The following is a 22111-nucleotide window of genomic DNA, read 5'->3' as shown; positions in this document are numbered from 1 at the left end:
TGCAACTCACCTTAGTTTGAATGTTTAAGAAATTTACTAAGCAGAAAAAAAGGCAAAAGAAACCCCTTGTTAGCTAGTTGTCACTCTCTAATCCTGCAAATCGGCGTACTATACTGTCTTAAACGACTTATAAGCGCGTTTCAGCTTATATAGGTAAAAACCCAGAAATGTTGTGAAGACATAAGGTGCACATAGTGCAAAAAATTAAACATGAGACGCCAAATACGTTGAGTTTTTTTGTCGTTTAATCTGTACAGAGAAGATAAATAAATAGCTTCAGTTTCATGATAAGGGGGTTGGCGAAGGGTGTCAAGTAACTTTTGCATTTAATCCATTTCTATGGCTTATATAATAATCGTTATTGTAGTATAATTTAGAATAATGCAATAGATACCTAAATGTTTTAGCTATTAATTATATGTTGCACAAAAGCATATATTGCCCTACCATCCAAGTAGGTTAGAAATAAAGAGGTTTTTATGAGTTTTACTTTACCTGAATTGCCATACGATAAAACAGCTTTGGAGCCTTATATATCTGCAAAAACCTTAGATTTTCATTATGATAAGCACCATAAAGGATATTTAAATAAACTCAACGAGCTAGTTGAAAATACGGATTATCAACATGTAAAAATTGAGGAATTAATAACAAAAGTGCATGGTAATAGCGGCAACTTGCCTATATTTAATAATGCAGCACAAGTTTGGAATCACACTTTTTATTGGAATTCAATGAAAAAAAATGGTGGTGGTAAGCCTAAAGATGGTAGTCTTCTAGCAAAAAAAATTCAAGACGATATCGGTGGCTTTGATAAATTTTATGAAGAATTTTCGAGTCATGGAGTAAGCCAGTTTGGCAGTGGATGGGTATGGTTAGTGCTCGAAAAAGGTAGGTTAGGAAAGCTCAAAATCACCAAGACTCCAAATGCAGATTTGCCAATAATTTATGGCCAAGTGCCACTACTCACTATGGATGTGTGGGAGCACGCCTATTATTTAGATTGTCAAAACCGTAGAATTGACTACATAAAAGTTTTCCTTGATCATTTGATTAATTGGGATTTTGCAGAAGAGAACTTAGAAGAATATATGAGATGAATATACCCCGGGTAACAAAATTAGATAATGGTCTGCGCATAATAACTGAGCAGGTCCGTGATATTGATTCCGTAGCTTTAAGCATACGAGTTGGTGTTGGCAGTAGAGCAGAAAGTGCAAAGCAAAATGGAATATCCCATTTTTTAGAACACATGGCTTTCAAAGGGACGAAGACAAGAACTGCCTTTGAAATTGCAAAAGCTTTTGATGACATAGGTGGAGTTTTCAACGCTAGCACCGGTAGGGAAAGCACCACCTATTATGCAAAAGTCCTCAAGAAAGACATAAAAACTGGTATTGATATATTAATAGATATATTGATGAATTCCACGTTTCCAGAAGATGAATTGGAACGTGAGAAGGGTGTTGTAATACAAGAGATTTTTCAAACTAATGATTCACCAAGTGACATTATTTTCGACAAATATTTTGAGGCAGCTTATAAAGACCAACCATTTGGTAGGTCAATCTTAGGCACGCAAAATACTGTAAAATCTTTTACTCGAGGAGATCTAGATAATTACATAAATGAGCATTACTTTGGTGAGAATATGCTACTTGCCGTTGCAGGAAATGTTGAACATGAAGAAGTTGTTGCATTAACCAAAGATTTTCTCTCAAAGATTCATTCTAAAAAGCTGAAAAAAAGCCAAAATGCGAGCTGTACTGGTGGTGAGTATTTAGAACATCGTAAATTAGATCAGGTACACTTGCTAATTGGTTTACCTAGTGTTTCTCGCCATGACGATAAATATCACACGTTTCAAGTGCTTGATTCTATTTTAGGGAGCGGAATGTCATCACGTTTATTCCAGGAAGTAAGGGAAAAGCAGGGATTAGCTTACTCTGTTTATTCATTTAATTCCAGCTATACTAATACAGGAATGTTTTCCATTTTTGCTGGTACAGACAGTAGTAACTTAGATAAGCTTTTAAAATCTATAACGACAGAGTTGAAGAAGTTGTCTACAGATGATCTGAAGGAAGAAGAAGTAAATAGAGTGAAAGAGCGAGTAAAATCCCAAATTTTAATGTCACGCGAAAGTGTTAGCTCACGTGCTGAAACATTGGGACACTACTACGGTAACTATAATAGGTACATCAGTAAAAATGAATTAATAGAAAAAATTAGTGCAGTTACCACTGCTAACGTAAAAAAAGCAGCAGAAGAATTGTTATCTCAGCATGAAAAAACCACTCTAGCTGCAATTGGAGAAATTGAATCATTGCCAAGTTACGATAAAGTGGTTTCTATGCTTAAAGCTTAGTGTACTTTAATTATGTTGCTTAAGCTCACTAAAAAGTTCAATGAACGGTTGCAAAATCCTTTCTATAAAAAGTTTGCTTTCTGGTTCATCGCGTATATTACTCATCAGTTTATTCAAAGTTTTCTCGCTGTTTCGTAAAAATAAATAGCTTTCTACTGCTTGCACACCAGACAAGACAGTCAAAATTCCTCCTATCACTAGACAAGCAGCTATAGCAGGTACGGTACCCACTGCAATTGCAGTTGCGATTAATGATAACCCAGCTAAGAATGTAACGGCTGAAACGCAAAACGCTATTTGATGTTTTTCTTTATTGTTAACCATAAATACCTCACAAAAACTATATTTCTAACATACCAGTGTTGTCATGTATTGTCAAGTTTTTAAAGAAGATTAAAAAATGCAACGCACATGTGCAAAAGACGCTAACTATGGATTAGCCAAGGAAGAAAGAGTAGGAAGAGGAAGGCTTTTTCTGTTTTAGGGAATATAAAATAAGCGTAGAAAAATATGAACTAGGTGTATAATTCACAGTGTAATGGTATCTCACTAATCCAATTATTTTTCTCCCGATCTAGCCTATCATCTAATATAGCCTGCCTTATTGATGCCATTAACTTATTCATAAAGAAAATATTATGAATGGTAACGAGCGTGTAAGCCAGGAGCTCTTTAGCTTTCAGTAAATGGTGTATATAAGCTCTTGAATGTTTTCTGCAGGTAAAACATAAACAGTCACTTTCAATTGGGTTATTGTCCAGCTCGAATTGTTGATTTCGCAAATTAATATGCTCTTTGCACTTTGAAGAAATAGAATCTCTATTTTTTACTTTAATAAGCGCACCACCATGCCTTGCTAAACGGGTTGGATGCACGCAATCAAACGTATCAATTCCAAGACTAACTCCGCGAAAGATGTCCACAATTCCACCAATACCAAGCAAATGAGTAGGCCTGTCTTTTTTCAGGTGGTCCATAGTGAAAGAAACTACATCGTACATCTGCTCTTTACTTTGACCAAGTGATCCACCTATTGCTTGACCGAAAAATGGTAAATTATTGATAAAATTACAACTTTTTCTACGCAAATCTTGATACACTCCGCCTTGACTAATTCCATACAGTGCCTGCTTACCATTATTATTTTTTTCAAACTCATTTAAAGAACGTTCAGCCCATCTGTGGCTCATGAGCATTGATTTTACTGTGTATTCTTTGCTTACGTGAAATGGAGTGCATTCATCTAAAACTAGGATTAAATCTGCACCTAATTTCTGTTGAATTTGTATAGATTTTTCAGGAGTTAAACAATAAGTTTTACCATTAATGTAAGAACGGAAAATTGCCCCATCCTCATTAATTTTGATCAAAGTTTTTTGTTTTTTTCTTATTCCTTTTATCTCTTCCGAAACTGATCCGTGCCCTAAGCTAAATATCTGATATCCACCTGAGTCAGTTAGCATTGGCCCATTCCATCCCATCATCTTGTGCAAACCACCAAGTTTTGCAACAGTATTCTCTCCTGGTTGAAGCATTAGGTGATAGGTGTTGGAAAGTATTATCTGAGTACCTGCTTCACTAATTCTCTCGATATCTGCAGCTTTAATTGCAGCTTTTGTTGCGCAGAATATAAAAGCAGGGGTTTCTACGCTCCCATTTGGAGTTTTAATTGTTCCAACTTTTGCAGAACCTGATTGCTTGATTATCTTAAATGCAAATTCTTCTTTCATCTATTTGCCTGAAAGTTCTGTTATGATGTTTTCTACTTTTTCAGGAGTAAGATTTTCATAGAAGTCATTATTAATCTGCGCAACGGGAGCATTAACGCATGCACCTAGGCATTCAACTTCTTTTAAAGTGAACAGATTGTCTTTAGTAGTCTCACCGATATTGATTCCAAGCTTCTTTTTAAAGGTATTTAAAACTTCTTCACTATTGCACAACCAGCAAGGAGTTGTTCTACAAATTTGTATTAGATATTTGCCTACTGGTTTTAAATTATACAGGGTGTAAAAATTTGCCACTTCATATACACGAATATGTGGAATATGCAGCATATCAGCAACATAACGCATAGCAGATTCAGAAACCCATCCGCATTGCTCTTGAACCAGGTATAGTAAAGGCATAACAGCGCCTCCTTCTCTACCTTTGGGATACATCTCTATAAACTTTTCTGCTTTCTTGAGGTTTTCTGATATAAAACTAAACTGCTTTTCTTTTTCTGTCATTCATGAGACTCGTGTAAACTTTAACAGATTATACCTGTAGAACCAATGATTGCAATTGTTGGTTTTTTGAGAAATAGCGTTTTGCAGTATTACACTACCCATACTGTCCAACTTGTAAATTCTTTTGGTTGGCTATAGGGTCCAGTTAAACAAAATCTGGTCATGCGCTAGCTTCAATTGTTTCATAAGTTTGTTTCGGTAAATCTCAATTATTTTAGCTACAGCTAACTACTTAAAAAAATGCTTAAGAAATTATAGTATATTATTTATAAATATACTATCCTTGACATTTATTATAAATGTTGTGTATAATAAACTATATTTATTAATATGAGGTTAAACTATGAGTAAACAATTAAACTTATGGAGACAGGAAACTGGTGAAGAGAATTTTAGAAAATTTATTACGTCAATATTAGGCAGTGAGGAAAAAGATAGAGAAGAAAGGCTTCGAGCTCATGCCACAACTATTTATAGAAATTATGAACAGAGTCATAATCAAAAGCATTTTAGAGAAAATAAATTTGCTTCTGGTGCAGTAGTGATAGCATCTTGTGCTCTGATTCTGTTGTCTCGATATTTTGATTTAAGAGAAAAAGTGCAAAGACCACTTGAATACATGGCACTTGCATCAATTGTTATTTTTGGAGTTGGATTTTTATATTCACTTTATCAAGAAAACGAATATAAAGTTTCTGATAAAAGGGAAAAATATGAATCAGATTACGCAAAACATAAGGAGCTTCCTGAAATTCAAACAATTATGGATGAGCTAAAGGCAGAAACCCTAGGAGAGAATAAACAAAGATCTTAGTCAAAACTTACAATTCCGCTACCTGTTAGCGGAACCTGTGCAATGCATAGCAAATTTTGCCTTTAGGATAGATTATATAGTTTGAGATACTTTATCCTCTCCTCATCTACAAAGCTTCTCAGCCCTCTTCAAGCTTATATTTGCCTTTTAGTATAAAACATTATATTAATTTTTTAATTTTAGTTAAAATTTTCATTGACATTAACACCAGGGGTAATCATAATAGCATTTTATTAATATTTTAAATAAAATTATGTCTTTATTAAGAAGATTACTCGGGATCAGCTCAAATACACCGGAAGTTAAAGAAGCAATAGGTTTTAACCCAGCAAAAGTAGGGTTAATTGAAGGAAATGGAGTTGCTTATGGATTCAGCTATCAAGATAATGGTAATGGGAGCAGTAAAGTGAAATTACTTATTAGTCCACTATATCAATCAAAAACATACGAATGTAATACAGATATCAGCGTAGCAAATGAGCTCAAGGATCAATTATCTCTCACATTAATAGAAGATTCAGCTGAAATAGATAAAGTTGGAATCATCTTCCCTGAAGAAGGAATTAGCGAAGAAGGAGAAAAATACGTTAAAGGTTTATCTTTTCACACTTACGGAATCAAGCAATCAATCAACGTACCTTCAGTTGAACATTTAGATAAAAGAAAATTACAAAAGAATATTAATAATGGTAGTCCTGCAAATGTGGGCAATAGTTACTCTCAACCAAGAGCAGTGAAAGTTGGTAATGGTGATGTAATTGTAATCGCTCATAACTTAAAGGATCAAACTTTAGTTTCTTGGTACTTAAAGTCAAGCGAGAGCGGAAAATTTAAGGTGTTGACTGGAGAAAAAGGTGTTACAGAAAGAAAATTGTTCAATTTTGATAATCCGGGGCAATTGGCATTAAATGGAAACACGATGCTTTATTCGCAAGTGAGCAAAAGGATTACTAAGGAAAATCAAGAGGTGAGAAAAACACGTATTTTTAAATTTGATATGGCTAAAGTGATTCAGGGTCTGAAGGATGGAGTTAATGGCTTTTTACTTGGTAATCGAAAAGGTCAAATAGATAATAAAGCACTATCTCTTTCTAGGCTCTGTGGACAAAATTTTAGAGAAGCCATACAAGAGCTCCAACAAAATTGAGAAAACCCATAAAAACCTCAGCAGTTTTATCAAATCTGGAAAAAATGCGCCTAAAATTTTTAATTTTACCAAAAAAACACTCAATCAAATGACGTTCTTTGTAGATATGCTCATCGTAATACCTTTGCACTTTTCGATTCCGTTTTGGCGGAATAACTACTGTACATCCCTTGTCTTCAAGACTTGTAACAAAGGCATTGCTATCGTAGCCCTTGTCAGCTACTACAGTAGAGTTATAGATACTTTCGGTCAACACTTGTGCCTGCGTAATTTCATTTCTTTGACCAGGAGTCAGAGTAAATTTAAGTGGATTTCCAAGTGCATCGACAAGCGCATGTATTTTAGTTGTAAAGCCACCTTTGCTCCTCCCTAAAGCTTCTTGATCCTTGGAGTTTTTTGTATATCCAGATGAACATGGATGGCCTCGGATGATCGTACCGTCGATTATAGCAACTTCTAAATCAGGCTCTTGTTTAGTATATTCAAGCAATTTTTTCCAGACATCTCTTTCACACCATCTTTTAAATCGCTTATGTATACTCCTGTAATTACCATAAGTTTTTGGTAAAAGTCTCCATTGGCAACCACTTCGCACTATGTACCACACTGCCTCTATGAATATTCTTAAACGTTTTTCATTTTTGCTGTGCATTCCTTTTACGCTTTTTATGAACTCTAAAATTTGTTTCCAATTTTCCTCTTTGATGTAATATTGCATATGGTAGTTTCTCCATTTTTTACCTATTAGGCTAAACTACCATCTTTTTCTCTCTTTTCATATTTTTTGTCCACAGAGCCTAGAGAACATGAAATAAGCTTTTTGCAGTATGTTGAACAAACGGAAGGAAATGATCTAGTTGCTTTTCTTGAAAATGACCAATCAGCTAATGAGCAGAGGTTACATATAGCAACTCTACTTAAAAATGGATCAGTGTCAGATTTTCCTATCTATCAATTTACAGATCCTATAGAGCAATTATATATTAAAGGCAACGGTCAGGGTGGTTTTATCGTAACTGCGGTAAGTGGAGAAAATATTGTAACTTTTAATCAAAACGGCTCTGGAAAATCTTCTGAAGCAACAATAATACCGGCAAATAGCATCAAAACTCTCAGTGATTTTGTTAATATCATTAACGGTCGATTAACGCCAGATATTATTTCTAGTAGTACCGTGGCTCCTATAACTGTTGCAGAAACGGTTGTGACTTCTAAGAAAACGCCGACTGCTGCAATTACTAGCACAGCAGAAACCGACGCTGTGAAGACTACTAAATTGACAACGGAAGCCGTTGCACCTACTTCTACAATGAATAAACCTTCAACAGAGTCAACGACTCAAACAAGTACAGTAACAGTGGAGCCAACAACAGCAACAAAAACAACTGCTACTTCACAAGCAACCACGATTACTGCAACGTCAACTAATGTGCCTTCGGAAACTGAAATAAGTACTGTAAAACCTACAGCAGCAACTGCTGCGTCGACTTCTACAACGAGTAAACCTTCAACGGCTCAAACAAGCACAGTAACAGTGGAGCCAACGACAGAAGCCGTTGCGTCGACTTCTACGATGAATAAACCTTCAACAGAGTCAACGACTCAAACAAGTACAGTAACAGTGAAGCCAACTGCGCCAACAACAAGCTTAGAGAAAACTACACAAACAGTATTTATTATACCAAGTACTAGGCTCTGTGGACAAAAAATATGAAAAGAGAGAAAAAGATGGTAGTTTAGCCTAATAGGTAAAAAATGGAGAAACTACCATATGCAATATTACATCAAAGAGGAAAATTGGAAACAAATTTTAGAGTTCATAAAAAGCGTAAAAGGAATGCACAGCAAAGATGAAAAACGTTTAAGAATATTCATAGAGGCAGTGTGGTACATAGTGCGAAGTGGTTGCCAATGGAGACTTTTACCAAAAACTTATGGTAATTACAGGAGTATACATAAGCGATTTAAAAGATGGTGTGAAAGAGATGTCTGGAAAAAATTGCTTGAATATACTAAACAAGAGCCTGATTTAGAAGTTGCTATAATCGACGGTACGATCATCCGAGGCCATCCATGTTCATCTGGATATACAAAAAACTCCAAGGATCAAGAAGCTTTAGGGAGGAGCAAAGGTGGCTTTACAACTAAAATACATGCGCTTGTCGATGCACTTGGAAATCCACTTAAATTTACTCTGACTCCTGGTCAAAGAAATGAAATTACGCAGGCACAAGTGTTGACCGAAAGTATCTATAACTCTACTGTAGTAGCTGACAAGGGCTACGATAGCAATGCCTTTGTTACAAGTCTTGAAGACAAGGGATGTACAGTAGTTATTCCGCCAAAACGGAATCGAAAAGTGCAAAGGTATTACGATGAGCATATCTACAAAGAACGTCATTTGATTGAGTGTTTTTTTGGTAAAATTAAAAATTTTAGGCGCATTTTTTCCAGATTTGATAAAACTGCTGAGGTTTTTATGGGTTTTCTCAATTTTGTTGGAGCTCTTGTATGGCTTCTCTAAAATTTTGTCCACAGAGCCTAGAACAAGAGAGTCAACAACTCCTATATTTACCACAACTTTACTTCCTCAAACTACTTCTTCACCACAGCCTACTCAACTTGCTATAGGGTCTAATAGGGCAGGAATGATAGGAGGATCTTTGATTGGAACAATAGGTATTGCTGGAATTATAGGATTTATAGCATATAAATGTATTAAGAAATATCACGGTTATTACAATGCTGCTCATGTGTTAGAATTAGCTGATTTGGAATCGCATTCAAATGGCAGCAATGAAGAAATTTTTTTCACCAATAGCAGAACAAGCAGTGATACTAACATATCTATACAAACTACGTATCAATCTGAAACAATGCTAAACAGTATATCAGTAGAAAGTAGTAGTCGATCAAGAAGTAGTTCATCGTCTTCGAGCAGTGGACCCGGCTCTTGACTAACTGAAGCGGAGTCTAAAAGTGAAAAAAGCTTATCTTGGGATAGTGATGATGTGCCGGAATATCACCTTTAGCTATTTGTCTAAATGTTTTTAATATGTAGACTGTTAGGAAATTGTCTTTTGCTTTTGTGATTTTCATGTTAAAGTATAATTCCTAGGTGAAATAAGTAGCTGCTGTTGTGTGATAAACATAGCAGAGGAAAGTCCGGGCTCCAAGGAAAAATAGTGACGGGTAATGCCCGCCGGAGGTAACTCCAGTTATAGGGCTACAGAAAATTACCGCCTAAAATATTTTTAGGTAAGGGTGAAAAGGTGTGGTAAGAGCACACCATGGCAATGGCAACATTGGTAGTCGAGTAACCAACACTAGGAGCAAGATTAAATAGAAGTAGATTTTATGTTTTCCTCATATCTACTCGGGTAAATCGCATGCGGTAAATGGTAACATTTACTCCAGATAAATAGCTACATAAACAGAACTCGGCTTATATTTCACCTAGGCTCTGTGGACAAAATTTTAGAGAAGCCATACAAGAGCTCCAACAAAATTGAGAAAACCCATAAAAACCTCAGCAGTTTTATCAAATCTGGAAAAAATGCGCCTAAAATTTTTAATTTTACCAAAAAAACACTCAATCAAATGACGTTCTTTGTAGATATGCTCATCGTAATACCTTTGCACTTTTCGATTCCGTTTTGGCGGAATAACTACTGTACATCCCTTGTCTTCAAGACTTGTAACAAAGGCATTGCTATCGTAGCCCTTGTCAGCTACTACAGTAGAGTTATAGATACTTTCGGTCAACACTTGTGCCTGCGTAATTTCATTTCTTTGACCAGGAGTCAGAGTAAATTTAAGTGGATTTCCAAGTGCATCGACAAGCGCATGTATTTTAGTTGTAAAGCCACCTTTGCTCCTCCCTAAAGCTTCTTGATCCTTGGAGTTTTTTGTATATCCAGATGAACATGGATGGCCTCGGATGATCGTACCGTCGATTATAGCAACTTCTAAATCAGGCTCTTGTTTAGTATATTCAAGCAATTTTTTCCAGACATCTCTTTCACACCATCTTTTAAATCGCTTATGTATACTCCTGTAATTACCATAAGTTTTTGGTAAAAGTCTCCATTGGCAACCACTTCGCACTATGTACCACACTGCCTCTATGAATATTCTTAAACGTTTTTCATCTTTGCTGTGCATTCCTTTTACGCTTTTTATGAACTCTAAAATTTGTTTCCAATTTTCCTCTTTGATGTAATATTGCATATGGTAGTTTCTCCATTTTTTACCTATTAGGCTAAACTACCATCTTTTTCTCTCTTTTCATATTTTTTGTCCACAGAGCCTAGGCGTTCACATGATACGTGCGATATAAGCCATGCTATATTTAAATGTGTAGGCATTTCATGCGTTGTCCTTCACTTGTTCTGCTTGATAGCCATCACTACTTTCGCCTACATTAACATTAGAATATTCATCATCATCAATATACTCTTTCAGAACATACCCTCTGCCCCAAACGGTTTCTATGTGGCTTTTTCCATCATTTGCACTTTCAAGTTTCTTACGTAATTTGCACATAAAAACATCAACTATCTTGTTATCTGAAGGTTCATCTAAGCCATTGTAAAGATGATTTAAGAACATTTCTTTTGTTAATACTGTTCCTTTACGCAGTGCTAGCAATTCTATCATAGAATACTCTTTATTAGTAAGGTGAACCGTTTTACCTTTCACCTCAACAATCCTGTGATCAAAATTGATATTTATATTACCAATCTTTATCACCGATTCAGGATGGCCTTTAGTACGACGCACTATGGCCTTAATTCGAGCTAATAACTCGCTTTTATGAAATGGCTTGGTTAAGTAATCATCGGCACCATACCCGAGTCCTTTAGCTTTGTGATTGACAGCGGATATACATGAAAGTATTAAGACAGGAACTTTGATTTTTGCACTTCTTAGTCTTAACAATATATCATATCCATCAATATCACCAGGTAAGTGTATATCTAAAATAACTAGGTCATAGTAATCTCCGTTTGAGGAAACCATATTATTGTTATAATCTTGTGCAGAAGTAACAACGTCACAGAAGTGTCCATCAGAAGTTAAGGCGTTAACCACAGTCTTTGCACTTACTTGATCATCTTCAATTAATAATATACGCATATTTTACACCCCATAAATAATTTATAATTTTAGTAATATATATAACTAAGGAAAGTAATAAATCAAATTTTTATTAACAAATGATCAAAATTACACTTATTAATTAATAGTAAATATATTGTTCCAAAGTTATATAAATAGATCTAAAATATAATAGACATACCATGATAGTAATAATATTTTTAGTAAATATTGAATTAAAGTTACTATTATTAAAAGAATACTTCGGTTAATAAATATTTAACTATTCTATATGTCTGTGTTATATTTTTAATTTACTTATCCTACTATTTTAAAGTATAAGTAATGTTTTCAGGAATATTGTGTGGCAATATCAATTTTAGGTGCTGGTGCATGGGGTACAGCAATCGCAATTTCATTAGGTAGTAAGAAAGATGTGATTTTGTGGACTCACAATGAAACTACATTTGAATCAATCAACGGGAAAAGAGAAAGTGACAAGCTACCCGGTTGTCGAATTTCTGATAATGTGTCAGTAAAATTGGCTATTGAAGACACAATTAATGCTTCAGTAACAATCCTCGCTGTTCCCACTCAGTCTCTGAGGAAGGTATGTCAGCAATTGCATAATTGTAATCTGAAAAAAGATGTAGCAATAATTTTAGCTTGTAAGGGAATAGAAAAGTCTACATTAAAATTACCTAGTGAAATAGTAAATGAAATTTTACCTAACAATCCTATTGCTATTTTTTCAGGTCCTAGCTTTGCTGTAGAAGTTGCAAGAAAATTACCCTATTCAATGGTTCTTGCATGCCAAAATAACACATTAGGTTCAAAGTTAGTATCAGAGCTGCAACAAGAAAATGTTAAATTGGAGTTTAGTAACGACATTATAGGAGTACAGATTTGTGCAGCGTTAAAGAACGTTTTTGCTATAGCGTGTGGGATTGTTCTAGGTAGTAAACTTGGGTTTAATGCTCATGCAGCATTGATTACGAAAAGTATGAGCGAAATTAAGGCTTTATACTCAGCAAAAATTGGTGACGGTAGTGTGGATATAAATACACTACTTGGGCCAGCATGTCTGGGTGACCTAATTATGACATGCACATCCTTGAATTCAAGAAACTTATCTTTTGGGTTTAAAATAGGTAATAGTGACAATGGCTTTAATGTTCAGCAGATTTTGTCAGAAGGCAAGTCAGTGATTGAAGGTTTTAGCACTGCTGAGTCCATATTTAATTTAGCAGGAAAGCTAAAGATAAAAATGCCTATATGTGAAGCGGTCTATAGATTATTGTATGAAAGCGCCTCTATAGAGGATACTATTTCTGTTCTTATAAGTTAATTTTGTATTTGGATATATTGTGAAATTTTTATATAAATTAATATCAACGTGGTGGCTGTCTGGAACAGTAAAAAAAATGCCAGGTACTGTGGGTAGTTTGGCTTCTTTTCCGCTTGTTCCTGTAATCCTGAGCAACAAAATTTTAGGTGCAGCAATTATTTCTTTTTTATTCTTAATTGGATTATGGTCTACAGGTAATTATATAAAACATTACAAGACTTCATGTGATCCAAAAGAGGTAGTAATTGACGAAGTGGTTGGTCAATTGCTGACGATACTTTTAGTTTCGATATTGTTAAGCCAAGAGATGAATTGTTCTTCATTGTTGTTGTGCTTTTTTTCTTTTAGGTTTTTTGATATAATAAAAACGTGGCCTATAAATTTAATCGATAAAAATACCAAAGGTCCTTTAGGTATTATGCTAGATGACGTTATAGCTGCAATTTTAGCCTGTGTTCTTATAGGAGCCTTTTATTGTTTATTGTTGGTGTATGCAGGATAAAAAAATTTATTATTCAAGCTTAATTGTTCAAAATCTAAAGGATTATATACTGTACACAGCGAATTTATCTGAGTGGGAAGTACACGATGAATTTGATAACATCATATTTACAATAAATGGTACCAGGGAGTCATTATTTAATTTTGTGTTCTATGGAGATCAATGTACCGAGCTTTCTATACAAAAAACTCTAGATTATCTCAGAACAAGAGATATAGAAGCAACATGGGTAATAAATTCACATATGAAAATAAGAGATATTTTAGAAAAGTGTGAAATAAAACACGTTAGCACACCAAAAAAAGCTTTACTTAATATGAAAAATTACTTTTTACCTGCTGATGTTATTCCAAACTTGAGGTTAAATGCTGTGAATGGTAGCAACCTCTTAGAACAGTTAGATCTACACACTTCTAAAATTTTTTATCATGGCGTTGGAATTGTCAGCACATTTTTTCGCGGATTATCAAATTATGATGATAAGAACTCAAGATTAAGATTTTTTCTTGTAACACTAAATAATGAAATTATTGGGACATGCGGTCTTTATGTTCAAGACAGCGTAGCTGGTTTTTATAGTGATGGAGTTTTACCAATTTACAGGAATCGTGGAATAGGTACCCAAATGGTTTTAGAAAGAATAAAGATAGCTAAACAGCTTGAATGCAAATATATAGTAGCACATTGTATGAAATCTTCTGTGAACCTTTATAAGAGATTGGGCTTTCAAATGTTAGGCAATCTTTACTTATATACCTCTTCAGCATAATTCTGGGCGGTTACAAATTTTTACATTTGTTTTAAAAGTGCTATGTTTTTTTTGTATGAAGTGGTTTTAATATTGATTCTAATATTATTCTTTCTCTCTTATTCTAAATTAAAAATTAGTAATAAGATTAAGAACTTACAGCATCAAAATGTTATCATAAATAATTTAATTGATACTGTGAATGATGGGTTTTATATTTGGGATGCAAAAAAACGTATAGAAAAGTTCTCTCCCAATTTACTAATTTTGCTTAATACTGTTTTTTACTCATTTAATGAGTTTGTGAATTTTTTTGAGCAATCAGAAAGCTTAATCAAAAATTTTGTTGAGGCAAAGGAAATAAATAAATCTTTTACTCTAGATTTAAAGTCAAAAGACAGTGAGGTTTATTGCATATGTTACGGTAGAAGCATAATAGATGATTCTAACAATGTGATAGGTGTGCTGTTATGGATAAGGAATGTCTCAGACTGTAAGATAAAGGCTAACGGACTTGAGTTAGAAAATAGTAAGCTTACACAGGAAGTGGAGAGCTATAAAAACGTTTTCAACTCTTTACCATTTCCAATACTAAGATATAACAAGAGTAGAAAGGTGGAATTTTATAACTTGTTTTATGATAAATATGTAGATGGTTCTAAGAAATTTGCTATTACCGGTAGCGCTCATAGCACAAAACCAGGAAGACATGTCATAACTTATAAGAACGAACCTAAGGTTTTCGATTTTGTTAAAATTCCAATACAAGGTTCTGGTAGCATAGTAATGTATGGGAAAGATGTTAGTGATGCAGAGAAATTATATACTGAATTAAACAGTTATTTAGCTACACAGAAAAATTTGCTTGAGAGGTTACCGGTTGCTATAGTAATATATAGTAAGAATCAAAAGCTAAAATTTTATAATAATGCTTTTATAAAAACCTTTCAATTTGACCCAAAATTTTTGGCATCTTACCCAACTTATCACGAAGTTATGCTTTACCTCTTCGAATCTAAAAAGCTTTTAGAAAAAGAGGATTTTCAAACTATTAGTAACCAAAGACATGAGTTGTTCAAAAAATTATTTGAATCGTACGATGATACGATGCACTTCACAAACGGAAAAGCGTTCAGGGTATTAACAATACCCTACGCTTCGGAAGGTTTGCTGTTCTCTTACGAAGAATGCAAAAGATGATACTTAAACTCCTTCTCTCTCTACCATGAGCTGTTTTACTTTCGCTATTGCTCTTGCTGGATTAAGTCCTTTAGGACAAGTTTTTGTGCAATTCATTATTGTATGACAACGATACAACTTGAATGGGTCATTTAAAACATCAAGTCTTTCACCTGTCTTATTATCACGGCTGTCAGCAATCCATCTGTAGGCTTGTAATAGTATTGCTGGTCCTAAAAATTTATCACTATTCCACCAGTAGCTTGGACAACCAGTTGAACAGCAAGCACATAATATACAGTCGGACAAGCCATCTAATTTTTTTCTATCTTTAGGAGATTGAGAGTATTCTTTATTTGGTAGGGCAGGCTTATCTGCTTGTAACCAAGGTTTAATTGATTTGTATTGCTCATAAAATTGGCTCAAGTCCGAGACTAGGTCCTTTATCACATACATGTGAGGTAATGGATATATTTTTACGTCACCTTTTATATCATGTATAGATCTAGTACATGCAAGAGTATTGGTTCCGTCAATATTCATGGCACAAGATCCACATATGCCTTCTCTACAAGAACGTCTGAAAGTTAAAGTCGAATCTATTTCATCCTTTATTTTTATTAATGCATCAAGTACCATAGGGCCACAACTATCCATATCAATAAAAAATGTGTCTATTCTAGGGTTTTTCTCGTCATCAGCAGACCAACGGTAAATTTGAAATCTTCTGATGTTTTTTGCTCTAGCAGGAATAGGATAAATTTTGCCCTTTTGATTAATTTTAGAATTCTTTGGCAAAGAAAACTGAACCATATCACTTACCTTTTATTGTTTATAGCTAAAACCCTTTGTAGATAACATATTTTATTATCATCTACTATATTTTTATTAAATTCCTTTTAAATCGCACACATATTGTAGCCAAGCGAAGCTAAAATCTCTCTTTCTAGATTTTTCATTATAATTTCTTCATCTTTTTTTTGGTGATCATAACCAAGTAAATGCAGTAATCCATGCACTAACATGTGTGCAATGTGAGCAAGAATGGGTATACAATACTCATGCGATTCTCTTTTTATTGTGTCTATTGAAATTGCTATGTCTCCTAAATCGCACTCATTAGACAATTGTTCATACGGAAATGATAGTACGTTAGTTGGCTTATCCATTTCTCTAAATTTTAAATTAAGTTGATGTAGCAAGTCATCATCAGCCAGAGCTATTGATATATTTGGTTTATAGTGGTCTATTTTTAATTCTTTTAGAGAAGCATTGATGACACCTAATACAAAATTTTTAGGATTTTCTATAATGCTGCACCATTTCTTGTCAAGAATATTTACTTCTAACATGAGTGACACATCAGTAAGGGTGTCATGCAAATAGCTGACACTGGAATCCAAAAAAGAAGAGTTATAGACCCTTGTGTCATGTACACAACTGTACGAATATTGTACACTAGAAGGATGTCATCCCAGTGCCTAGACACTGGGATCCAGGAATTTTGATTAGACATCAAGTTAGTGAATATAAAAGTAGCTAATCTTATATTAAAACACAACGGCTTTAATGTGGTTGCATTAAGGCTGGATTCCAGTGTCAAGCACTGGAATGACACCTTTGTGTTTGATGCAAAATCGGCTATAACGTTTAATGCACTGCCTTCGAGACAAATATTCATACAGCTATGCGTTGCGTGCTGAGATGACATCATTTAGGAACTGAAATGACAGGTATTACACATCACTCATCCTTATTATTTCATTCCATTCAATTTCCGAAACTGGGGCAATTGATAAACGTGGTTGTTTTAATATAGCCATATTTTTCAAAAGTGGGTTTTGTTTTATATTATTTAACGTTACTTGGTTATTTAAAGGTTTCAAAAACTTTACATTCACTAATCCGAACTTGGGATCATTAACATGATAATACTCTTTAAATACTTCAACGATTCCAAGTATTGCTTTCTCTTTACCTGTATGATAAAAAAACGCAAGATCGCTTGCTTTCATAATTTTCATGTAATTTTGAGCTTGATAATTGCGCACACCATCCCACTCAACTACCTGCTCCTTTTCCATTTTTTGCCATGAGTATTCACTTGGCTCTGACTTGAGTAGCCAAAATTGCATTATTTTTTTCTTCTTAAGTAAGCTGGTATATCATAGATATTGCTGCCCCACTTAGCTCCTTCGCTTACCTGTTCAGCTGGTTTTGTTTCTAGTGTTTTGTCTTGCGTACTTTCACTTTGACTATATGGCCACTTAAATTTCTCTTTCTCTGAGTCTTCGCTCTGACTTATAGGTGAAGTTTCTGATTTATTATTGCGACCATCAATGCCAGTTGCAAGAACAGAAACTCTAACTCTTCCCTCCATCGCTTGATCAAAAGTAGCACCAAATATTATATTTGCATTTTCATCTACTTCTTCACGCACTCTATTGGCTGCAGCATCAACTTCAAACAGAGTCATATCTCCGCCACCAGTAATGTTAATTAATATTCCTTGCGCACCTTTCATTGATACATTATCAAGCAATGGATTAGATATTGCAGCCTCTGCAGCGCTAATTGCTCTATCTTCTCCTTCTGCCTCTCCGGTGCCGATCATCGCTTTGCCCATCTCGCTCATTACTGTTTCTATATCAGCGAAGTCAAGATTGATAAGCCCTGGCATGACCATCAAGTCAGTTACTCCTCTGATGCCAATGTGCAGAACATTATCAGCAAGTTTAAATGCATCAGAAAATGTAGTTTTTTCATTTGCAATTCTAAATAAATTCTGATTTGGAATGACAATAAGTGTATCCACGTATTTTTGCAGTTCTTCAAGTCCAAGCTCTGCAATGCGCATACGGCGCACACCTTCAAAACCGAACGGTTTAGTTACAACTCCAACAGTCAATATCTTTTTTTCTTTTGGCGCTCTATCCTTAACTGCGGCTCTTGCTTCTCTGGCTGCTTTTGCAATTACCGGTGCTGCACCGGTTCCAGTACCACCGCCCATTCCTGCTGTGATGAAAAGCATATGACTATCTTTTATATGCTCCATAATCTCATCAATTGACTCTTCTGCTGCACCTTTGCCAACATCAGGCAAAGCACCAGCACCAAGCCCCTTAGTTAAATTAATGCCAAGCTGAATTTTTTTATCACATAACGACTTTTCTAGTGCTTGAGCATCGGTATTTGCGACAACAAAATTCACTCCTTGCAAATTAGATTGGATCATGTTATTCACAGCATTTCCACCAGCACCACCCACTCCCACAACGGTAATCCTTGGGTGTAATATAGGTAACTCCGGCAGACTAAGATCAATAGACATTTAAATTACTCAAATTTAGCGAATTCACTTGATAATAAGTTACCGCTTTTTTAATAATATGCAAATACTTTTCACTTCTATAGGCGTAAACAGTAAACGGGATTTACTTATTCTTAACATTTATACTAATAAGTGCCGTTAATTATAATAACTAGATTCTTAGATGACATCACTTAACCGATGCAAAAAATAGAAAACGTTTATAAAAAGGGACAGAAACCTATCCCTTTTTATTTTGTTGAAGATTATTATGCTGTTTTACCTTTCTCTTCCCCTTTCAATGCTTCAACTACAGCATCTTTTAATTTTGAGGCAACTTGACATATTCCATAAATAGCAGCAACTGCAGCAATTATCATTATGGCACCTGCAACTATCTGACCAGCAACACCTGTTCCGATAAATCCAGGTAATGAAGCAGCTATTGCTTGATTTGTTCCAACAAAGTAACTGGCAGTCTTAGCAAGAAACCCAGAAGCTTCTGCTGCACTAACAAAGCCTGCTTTCATATGCATTGCTGTAAAGACAATACTTGCAACTGCAAGCGGAAATAATGCTGTTCTTAACTTATTATCCTTAATATACTGACCAAACCCACCAGCAGCACCTGTAACTCCCCAGTGTTCATTACCAGCTTGTTTGTATCCCTCTGAAATAGCGCGAAAAACACCATGTTCTTGTTCGTAACTATATTTTGTTAATGCCATAACTCTACTCCTTAAATAGAATGTTAAAATTTCATTAAGGGCAGTATATAATGAAAAAAATTATCTGTCAAGTAAACTAATTTTTTAATATACCCTTATTCTGTAATTCAGCGCTTCAGCAATGTGTGCTCTTTTTACTTCTTCACTTTTTGCAAGATCTGCAATAGTTCTTGCAACTTTTAATACGCGTGTGTAGCCTCGATTGGAAATATAATTTTCTTTTAGTACGTATTTTAGCAACTCTAACCCTGCCTGATCTGGTTCAGTAAATTTATTAAATGCTTCACCTCTTACTTCTGCGTTACAACGAACATTCAATTTACTATAACGCTCAGTTTGAATTTTTCTTGCTGCTATTACTCTTTCTCTTATGGTTTTGGTGCTTTCTCCCTCCACAGAGATTTCAGGAGAGAGTATGCTAACGTTTGGCATTTCAATGCATATGTCTATTCTATCAAGCAATGGGCCTGATATTTTGTTTTTGTAATCTGTGCCACACTTTGGAGCTTTGTTGCACGATCTGCTTGCATCACCTAAATAACCGCACCTGCAAGGGTTCATTGCAGCTATAAGTTGAAAATTGGCTGGATAAGTAATGTGAGCGTTCGCCCTTGCAACGGTAACTTTTCTATCTTCAAGTGGTTGGCGCAGAGAATCAAGCACGAGTCTTGGAAATTCAGGTAACTCATCAAGAAATAACACGCCATTGTGAGCCATGGTATCAACTATGGTCAATTTATTCAGTGGGGAATATATAACATACGTAGCAATTTTCTAACCACGGGGCTTGAAGTAGATGTAGAAAGAACGCTAAAAGCTTGGCAATGTCCTGGGTTATCTAGCATACATGAAATTTGGCAGTGAATAAAATAGAGAGAAAAACTGTGAGCATTTACATACGTTTTGAAAACCATAAACAAGTAGAAACAACAACACTTGAAAGCAAGCCAACTGGAAATGATTGGTATGAAGCACCAGAAGATTTTGATTGGCAAAAAAGTTATTGTTTAACAGAGGGAGGAGAAATTGCTCAGCGGAGTCAAGAGGATATGGAGGTGGAATTACTTGAAAATGCGAAACTTTCTGCACTTGATAGTGTGCGTTTTTATTTTAATAACTATACTAACGAATACGCTGGAAATTCTCACCAAAAAGCTAAATCGTATCAAATACAAGAAAAAGCCGCAAAAAGCATTCTAGCAGCACCAGAATCTATAGATGAAAAGGATAAAGAAATTATAGAACCTTTAGCAAAAGTCCGTGGTATTACAGTTATTGAAATGGCAAAAATAATTGAGGAAAAAGTGAAAAAAGCAGTAAAAGCAATAATTAAATGTGAAGAGCTTGAAGATTTAGCCAAGAGAAAGATTGAAGAAGCCAAGAGTGAAAATGAGCTACAGACTTTGCTCGATGATTTCAGGAAAAAAATACAAGAAAGTTAAAAGAAATGGCTGAAGAATTTTTACACGGAGTAAATGTTATTGAGGTAACCTCAGGAGCAAGATCAGTACGTACAGCTAAATCATCAGTGATAGGTGTAATTGGTACTGCCCCTGAAGCTGATGAGCAAAAATTTCCGCTAAATAAACCAGTGTTAATTGCAGGAAGCTTAAAGGAAGCAGCAAAGCTCGGAAAGAGTGGCAGTTTACCTTCTGCAGTAAATGGAATATTTTCCCAAATCGGTGCAACAGTAGTAGTTATTCGAGTTAAAGAAAGTGAAAACAGCGATCCAAAATTAAAAGAAGAAGAGACGCTGAAAAATATAATTGGCGGTGTTGATAAAGAGACTGGAGAGTATCAAGGGATTCAAGCATTCCTCAGTAGTGAAAGTATAGTTCATGTTGCTCCAAGAATATTAATTGCACCTCAGTTTACTCATCAATTGCCTGAATCTGAAAATCCTAAAAACCCAGTAGTAGCAGCTTTGATAGGAGTAGCAGAAAAGCTAAGGGCAATAATAGTTGCAGATGGACCAAATACCAATGATGAAGAAGCCATAAAATGGAGAAAAAGTGTACGTAGCTCAAGAGTTTACGTTGTTGACCCATGGGTTAAGGTGTTTATTGAAGGAAAAGAAGAAATTTTGCCGTCTAGCCCATTTGTAGCTGGTTTAACAGCGAAAGTAGATAGCGAACAAGGATTTTGGCATTCACCTTCAAATAAAGAAATAAACGGTATTGTTGGCATAAGCAGGCCTATTGATTTTACGCTCGGTAATACAAATTGTAGAGCAAACCACTTAAATGAAAATGAAGTAACAACGATAATTCATCAAAATGGCTATAGGCTTTGGGGAAATAGAACATGTTCAAATGACTCAAAATGGGCTTTTCTGTCAGTGAGAAGGACTGCAGATTTAATCAACGATAGTCTACTTCGAGCTCATTTATGGGCAGTTGATCGCAATATTACCAAAACTTATATAGATGATGTGATTGAGGGGGTAAATTCTTATCTTGCAAATTTAAAAGCGCAAGGGGCGATTATTAGCGGAAAATGTTATGCAACTCCAGAGCTCAATACACCAACAAATATTGCAAGCGGAAAAGTGTCTTTTGATTTTGAGTTCACGCCACCATATCCAGCTGAACAGATTACTTTCAGGTCACACCTTGTGAGTGGCGCAATATTGTAAA

At 35.0% G+C, this 22111-nt stretch carries 25 protein-coding genes and 1 other RNA gene; 14 read left to right on the top strand and 12 right to left on the bottom strand.

All coding sequences use genetic code 11. The annotated features are described in order from the left end of the window. Positions 1 to 479: 479 nt before the first annotated feature. Together OOK85_RS05050 and OOK85_RS05045 are read left to right on the top strand one after the other, a co-directional pair. Positions 480 to 1100 (top strand): superoxide dismutase, encoded by a 621-nt coding sequence (locus OOK85_RS05050; protein WP_010082437.1) that lies wholly within the window; start codon positions 480 to 482, stop codon positions 1098 to 1100. Next, complete coding sequence (locus OOK85_RS05045) at positions 1097 to 2368, top strand: M16 family metallopeptidase (protein WP_264702545.1); 1272 nt, start codon at positions 1097 to 1099, stop codon at positions 2366 to 2368. Before OOK85_RS05050 ends, OOK85_RS05045 begins: the two co-directional genes overlap by 4 nt. 6 nt (positions 2369 to 2374) lie before the next feature. Here OOK85_RS05045 and OOK85_RS05040 read toward each other — a convergent pair whose 3' ends face one another. From OOK85_RS05040 to nuoE, 3 genes are all read right to left on the bottom strand, one after another. Further along, positions 2375 to 2692: a WD_0736 family protein gene (locus OOK85_RS05040; protein WP_182318938.1), complete on the bottom strand. Its 318-nt coding sequence runs from the start codon at positions 2690 to 2692 to the stop codon at positions 2375 to 2377. A gap of 191 nt (positions 2693 to 2883) precedes the next feature. Then, on the bottom strand, positions 2884 to 4098 hold the full coding sequence (gene tgt / locus OOK85_RS05035; protein WP_264702542.1) for a tRNA guanosine(34) transglycosylase Tgt: 1215 nt from the start codon (positions 4096 to 4098) through the stop codon (positions 2884 to 2886). Continuing rightward, positions 4099 to 4599 (bottom strand): NADH-quinone oxidoreductase subunit NuoE, encoded by a 501-nt coding sequence (nuoE, locus tag OOK85_RS05030; RefSeq protein WP_264702540.1) that lies wholly within the window; start codon positions 4597 to 4599, stop codon positions 4099 to 4101. Between the two features lie 343 nt (positions 4600 to 4942). On the opposite strand from nuoE, the gene OOK85_RS05025 reads away from it, so the two are divergent. Together OOK85_RS05025 and OOK85_RS05020 are read left to right on the top strand one after the other, a co-directional pair. Beyond that, entirely contained in the window at positions 4943 to 5413 is a 471-nt protein-coding gene (locus OOK85_RS05025) for a hypothetical protein (RefSeq protein WP_264702536.1), read from the top strand. Between the two features lie 253 nt (positions 5414 to 5666). Next, positions 5667 to 6560: a hypothetical protein gene (locus tag OOK85_RS05020; protein ID WP_264702534.1), complete on the top strand. Its 894-nt coding sequence runs from the start codon at positions 5667 to 5669 to the stop codon at positions 6558 to 6560. Here the strand turns inward: OOK85_RS05020 and OOK85_RS05015 are convergent. Further along, positions 6526 to 7278 (bottom strand): IS5 family transposase, encoded by a 753-nt coding sequence (locus OOK85_RS05015; protein ID WP_264702205.1) that lies wholly within the window; start codon positions 7276 to 7278, stop codon positions 6526 to 6528. The genes OOK85_RS05020 and OOK85_RS05015 overlap by 35 nt on opposite strands. A 66-nt stretch (positions 7279 to 7344) precedes the next feature. Here OOK85_RS05015 and OOK85_RS05010 point away from each other — a divergent pair, with 66 nt between their 5' ends. The 4 genes from OOK85_RS05010 (at position 7345) to rnpB (ending at position 10024) form a co-directional block, all read left to right on the top strand. Further along, entirely contained in the window at positions 7345 to 8274 is a 930-nt protein-coding gene (locus OOK85_RS05010) for a hypothetical protein (RefSeq protein ID WP_264702532.1), read from the top strand. A gap of 57 nt (positions 8275 to 8331) precedes the next feature. Continuing rightward, a complete protein-coding gene (locus OOK85_RS05005; protein ID WP_264702164.1) occupies positions 8332 to 9084 on the top strand; it encodes an IS5 family transposase in 753 nt (250 codons plus the stop codon). 4 nt (positions 9085 to 9088) lie between these two features. Then, entirely contained in the window at positions 9089 to 9517 is a 429-nt protein-coding gene (locus OOK85_RS05000) for a hypothetical protein (RefSeq protein ID WP_264702530.1), read from the top strand. A 157-nt stretch (positions 9518 to 9674) separates the two neighbouring features. Beyond that, positions 9675 to 10024, top strand: an RNA gene (gene rnpB, locus OOK85_RS04995) — RNase P RNA component class A. 13 nt (positions 10025 to 10037) lie between these two features. Here the strand turns inward: rnpB and OOK85_RS04990 are convergent. Beyond that, positions 10038 to 10790 (bottom strand): IS5 family transposase, encoded by a 753-nt coding sequence (locus tag OOK85_RS04990; RefSeq protein WP_264702164.1) that lies wholly within the window; start codon positions 10788 to 10790, stop codon positions 10038 to 10040. Between the two features lie 138 nt (positions 10791 to 10928). Then, on the bottom strand, positions 10929 to 11699 hold the full coding sequence (locus OOK85_RS04985; RefSeq protein WP_006280099.1) for a response regulator transcription factor: 771 nt from the start codon (positions 11697 to 11699) through the stop codon (positions 10929 to 10931). Positions 11700 to 12024: 325 nt separating this feature from the next. Here OOK85_RS04985 and OOK85_RS04980 point away from each other — a divergent pair, with 325 nt between their 5' ends. Genes OOK85_RS04980 through OOK85_RS04965 form a run of 4 tightly spaced genes read left to right on the top strand, consistent with a single transcriptional unit; the run spans position 12025 to position 15458 of the window. Further along, a complete protein-coding gene (locus OOK85_RS04980; RefSeq protein WP_264337982.1) occupies positions 12025 to 13008 on the top strand; it encodes an NAD(P)H-dependent glycerol-3-phosphate dehydrogenase in 984 nt (327 codons plus the stop codon). Positions 13009 to 13027: 19 nt separating this feature from the next. After that, positions 13028 to 13510, top strand: a complete 483-nt coding sequence (locus OOK85_RS04975) for a phosphatidylglycerophosphatase A family protein (protein ID WP_006279290.1) — start codon at positions 13028 to 13030, stop codon at positions 13508 to 13510. After that, positions 13500 to 14279: a GNAT family N-acetyltransferase gene (locus tag OOK85_RS04970; RefSeq protein WP_264702525.1), complete on the top strand. Its 780-nt coding sequence runs from the start codon at positions 13500 to 13502 to the stop codon at positions 14277 to 14279. The genes OOK85_RS04975 and OOK85_RS04970 overlap by 11 nt, the downstream gene beginning before the upstream one ends. Positions 14280 to 14321: 42 nt before the next feature. Next, positions 14322 to 15458 carry a hypothetical protein gene (locus OOK85_RS04965; protein ID WP_010962793.1) on the top strand — a complete coding sequence of 379 codons (1137 nt, stop codon included), beginning with the start codon at positions 14322 to 14324 and terminating at the stop codon, positions 15456 to 15458. A gap of 3 nt (positions 15459 to 15461) precedes the next feature. On the opposite strand, the gene OOK85_RS04960 is transcribed toward OOK85_RS04965, so the two are convergent. The 6 genes from OOK85_RS04960 to OOK85_RS04935 form a co-directional block, all read right to left on the bottom strand. Beyond that, positions 15462 to 16250, bottom strand: a complete 789-nt coding sequence (locus OOK85_RS04960; RefSeq protein WP_182318945.1) for a succinate dehydrogenase iron-sulfur subunit — start codon at positions 16248 to 16250, stop codon at positions 15462 to 15464. An 86-nt stretch (positions 16251 to 16336) separates the two neighbouring features. Next, on the bottom strand, positions 16337 to 16789 hold the full coding sequence (gene ybeY, locus OOK85_RS04955; RefSeq protein ID WP_264374001.1) for an rRNA maturation RNase YbeY: 453 nt from the start codon (positions 16787 to 16789) through the stop codon (positions 16337 to 16339). Between the two features lie 384 nt (positions 16790 to 17173). Further along, positions 17174 to 17572 (bottom strand): EVE domain-containing protein, encoded by a 399-nt coding sequence (locus OOK85_RS04950; protein ID WP_264702521.1) that lies wholly within the window; start codon positions 17570 to 17572, stop codon positions 17174 to 17176. Beyond that, positions 17572 to 18768: a cell division protein FtsZ gene (gene ftsZ, locus OOK85_RS04945; RefSeq protein WP_010962790.1), complete on the bottom strand. Its 1197-nt coding sequence runs from the start codon at positions 18766 to 18768 to the stop codon at positions 17572 to 17574. The genes OOK85_RS04950 and ftsZ overlap by 1 nt, the downstream gene beginning before the upstream one ends. A 248-nt stretch (positions 18769 to 19016) precedes the next feature. Then, positions 19017 to 19475, bottom strand: coding sequence for a hypothetical protein (locus tag OOK85_RS04940; RefSeq protein ID WP_264702518.1), 459 nt, complete (start codon positions 19473 to 19475; stop codon positions 19017 to 19019). Between the two features lie 84 nt (positions 19476 to 19559). Continuing rightward, a complete protein-coding gene (locus OOK85_RS04935) occupies positions 19560 to 20192 on the bottom strand; it encodes an ATP-binding protein (RefSeq protein ID WP_264702515.1) in 633 nt (210 codons plus the stop codon). Positions 20193 to 20359: 167 nt separating this feature from the next. Here OOK85_RS04935 and OOK85_RS04930 point away from each other — a divergent pair, with 167 nt between their 5' ends. Then, a complete protein-coding gene (locus OOK85_RS04930; protein ID WP_264702513.1) occupies positions 20360 to 20917 on the top strand; it encodes a hypothetical protein in 558 nt (185 codons plus the stop codon). A 5-nt stretch (positions 20918 to 20922) separates the two neighbouring features. Then, on the top strand, positions 20923 to 22110 hold the full coding sequence (locus OOK85_RS04925; RefSeq protein ID WP_264702511.1) for a phage tail sheath subtilisin-like domain-containing protein: 1188 nt from the start codon (positions 20923 to 20925) through the stop codon (positions 22108 to 22110). Position 22111: the final 1 nt, after the last annotated feature.

Source organism: Wolbachia endosymbiont (group A) of Volucella inflata, from assembly GCF_947250665.1.
GTDB lineage: Bacteria > Pseudomonadota > Alphaproteobacteria > Rickettsiales > Anaplasmataceae > Wolbachia > Wolbachia pipientis.
Note: the sequence above shows the minus strand (reverse complement) of the source record. Positions and strands in the feature narration are given on the sequence as shown.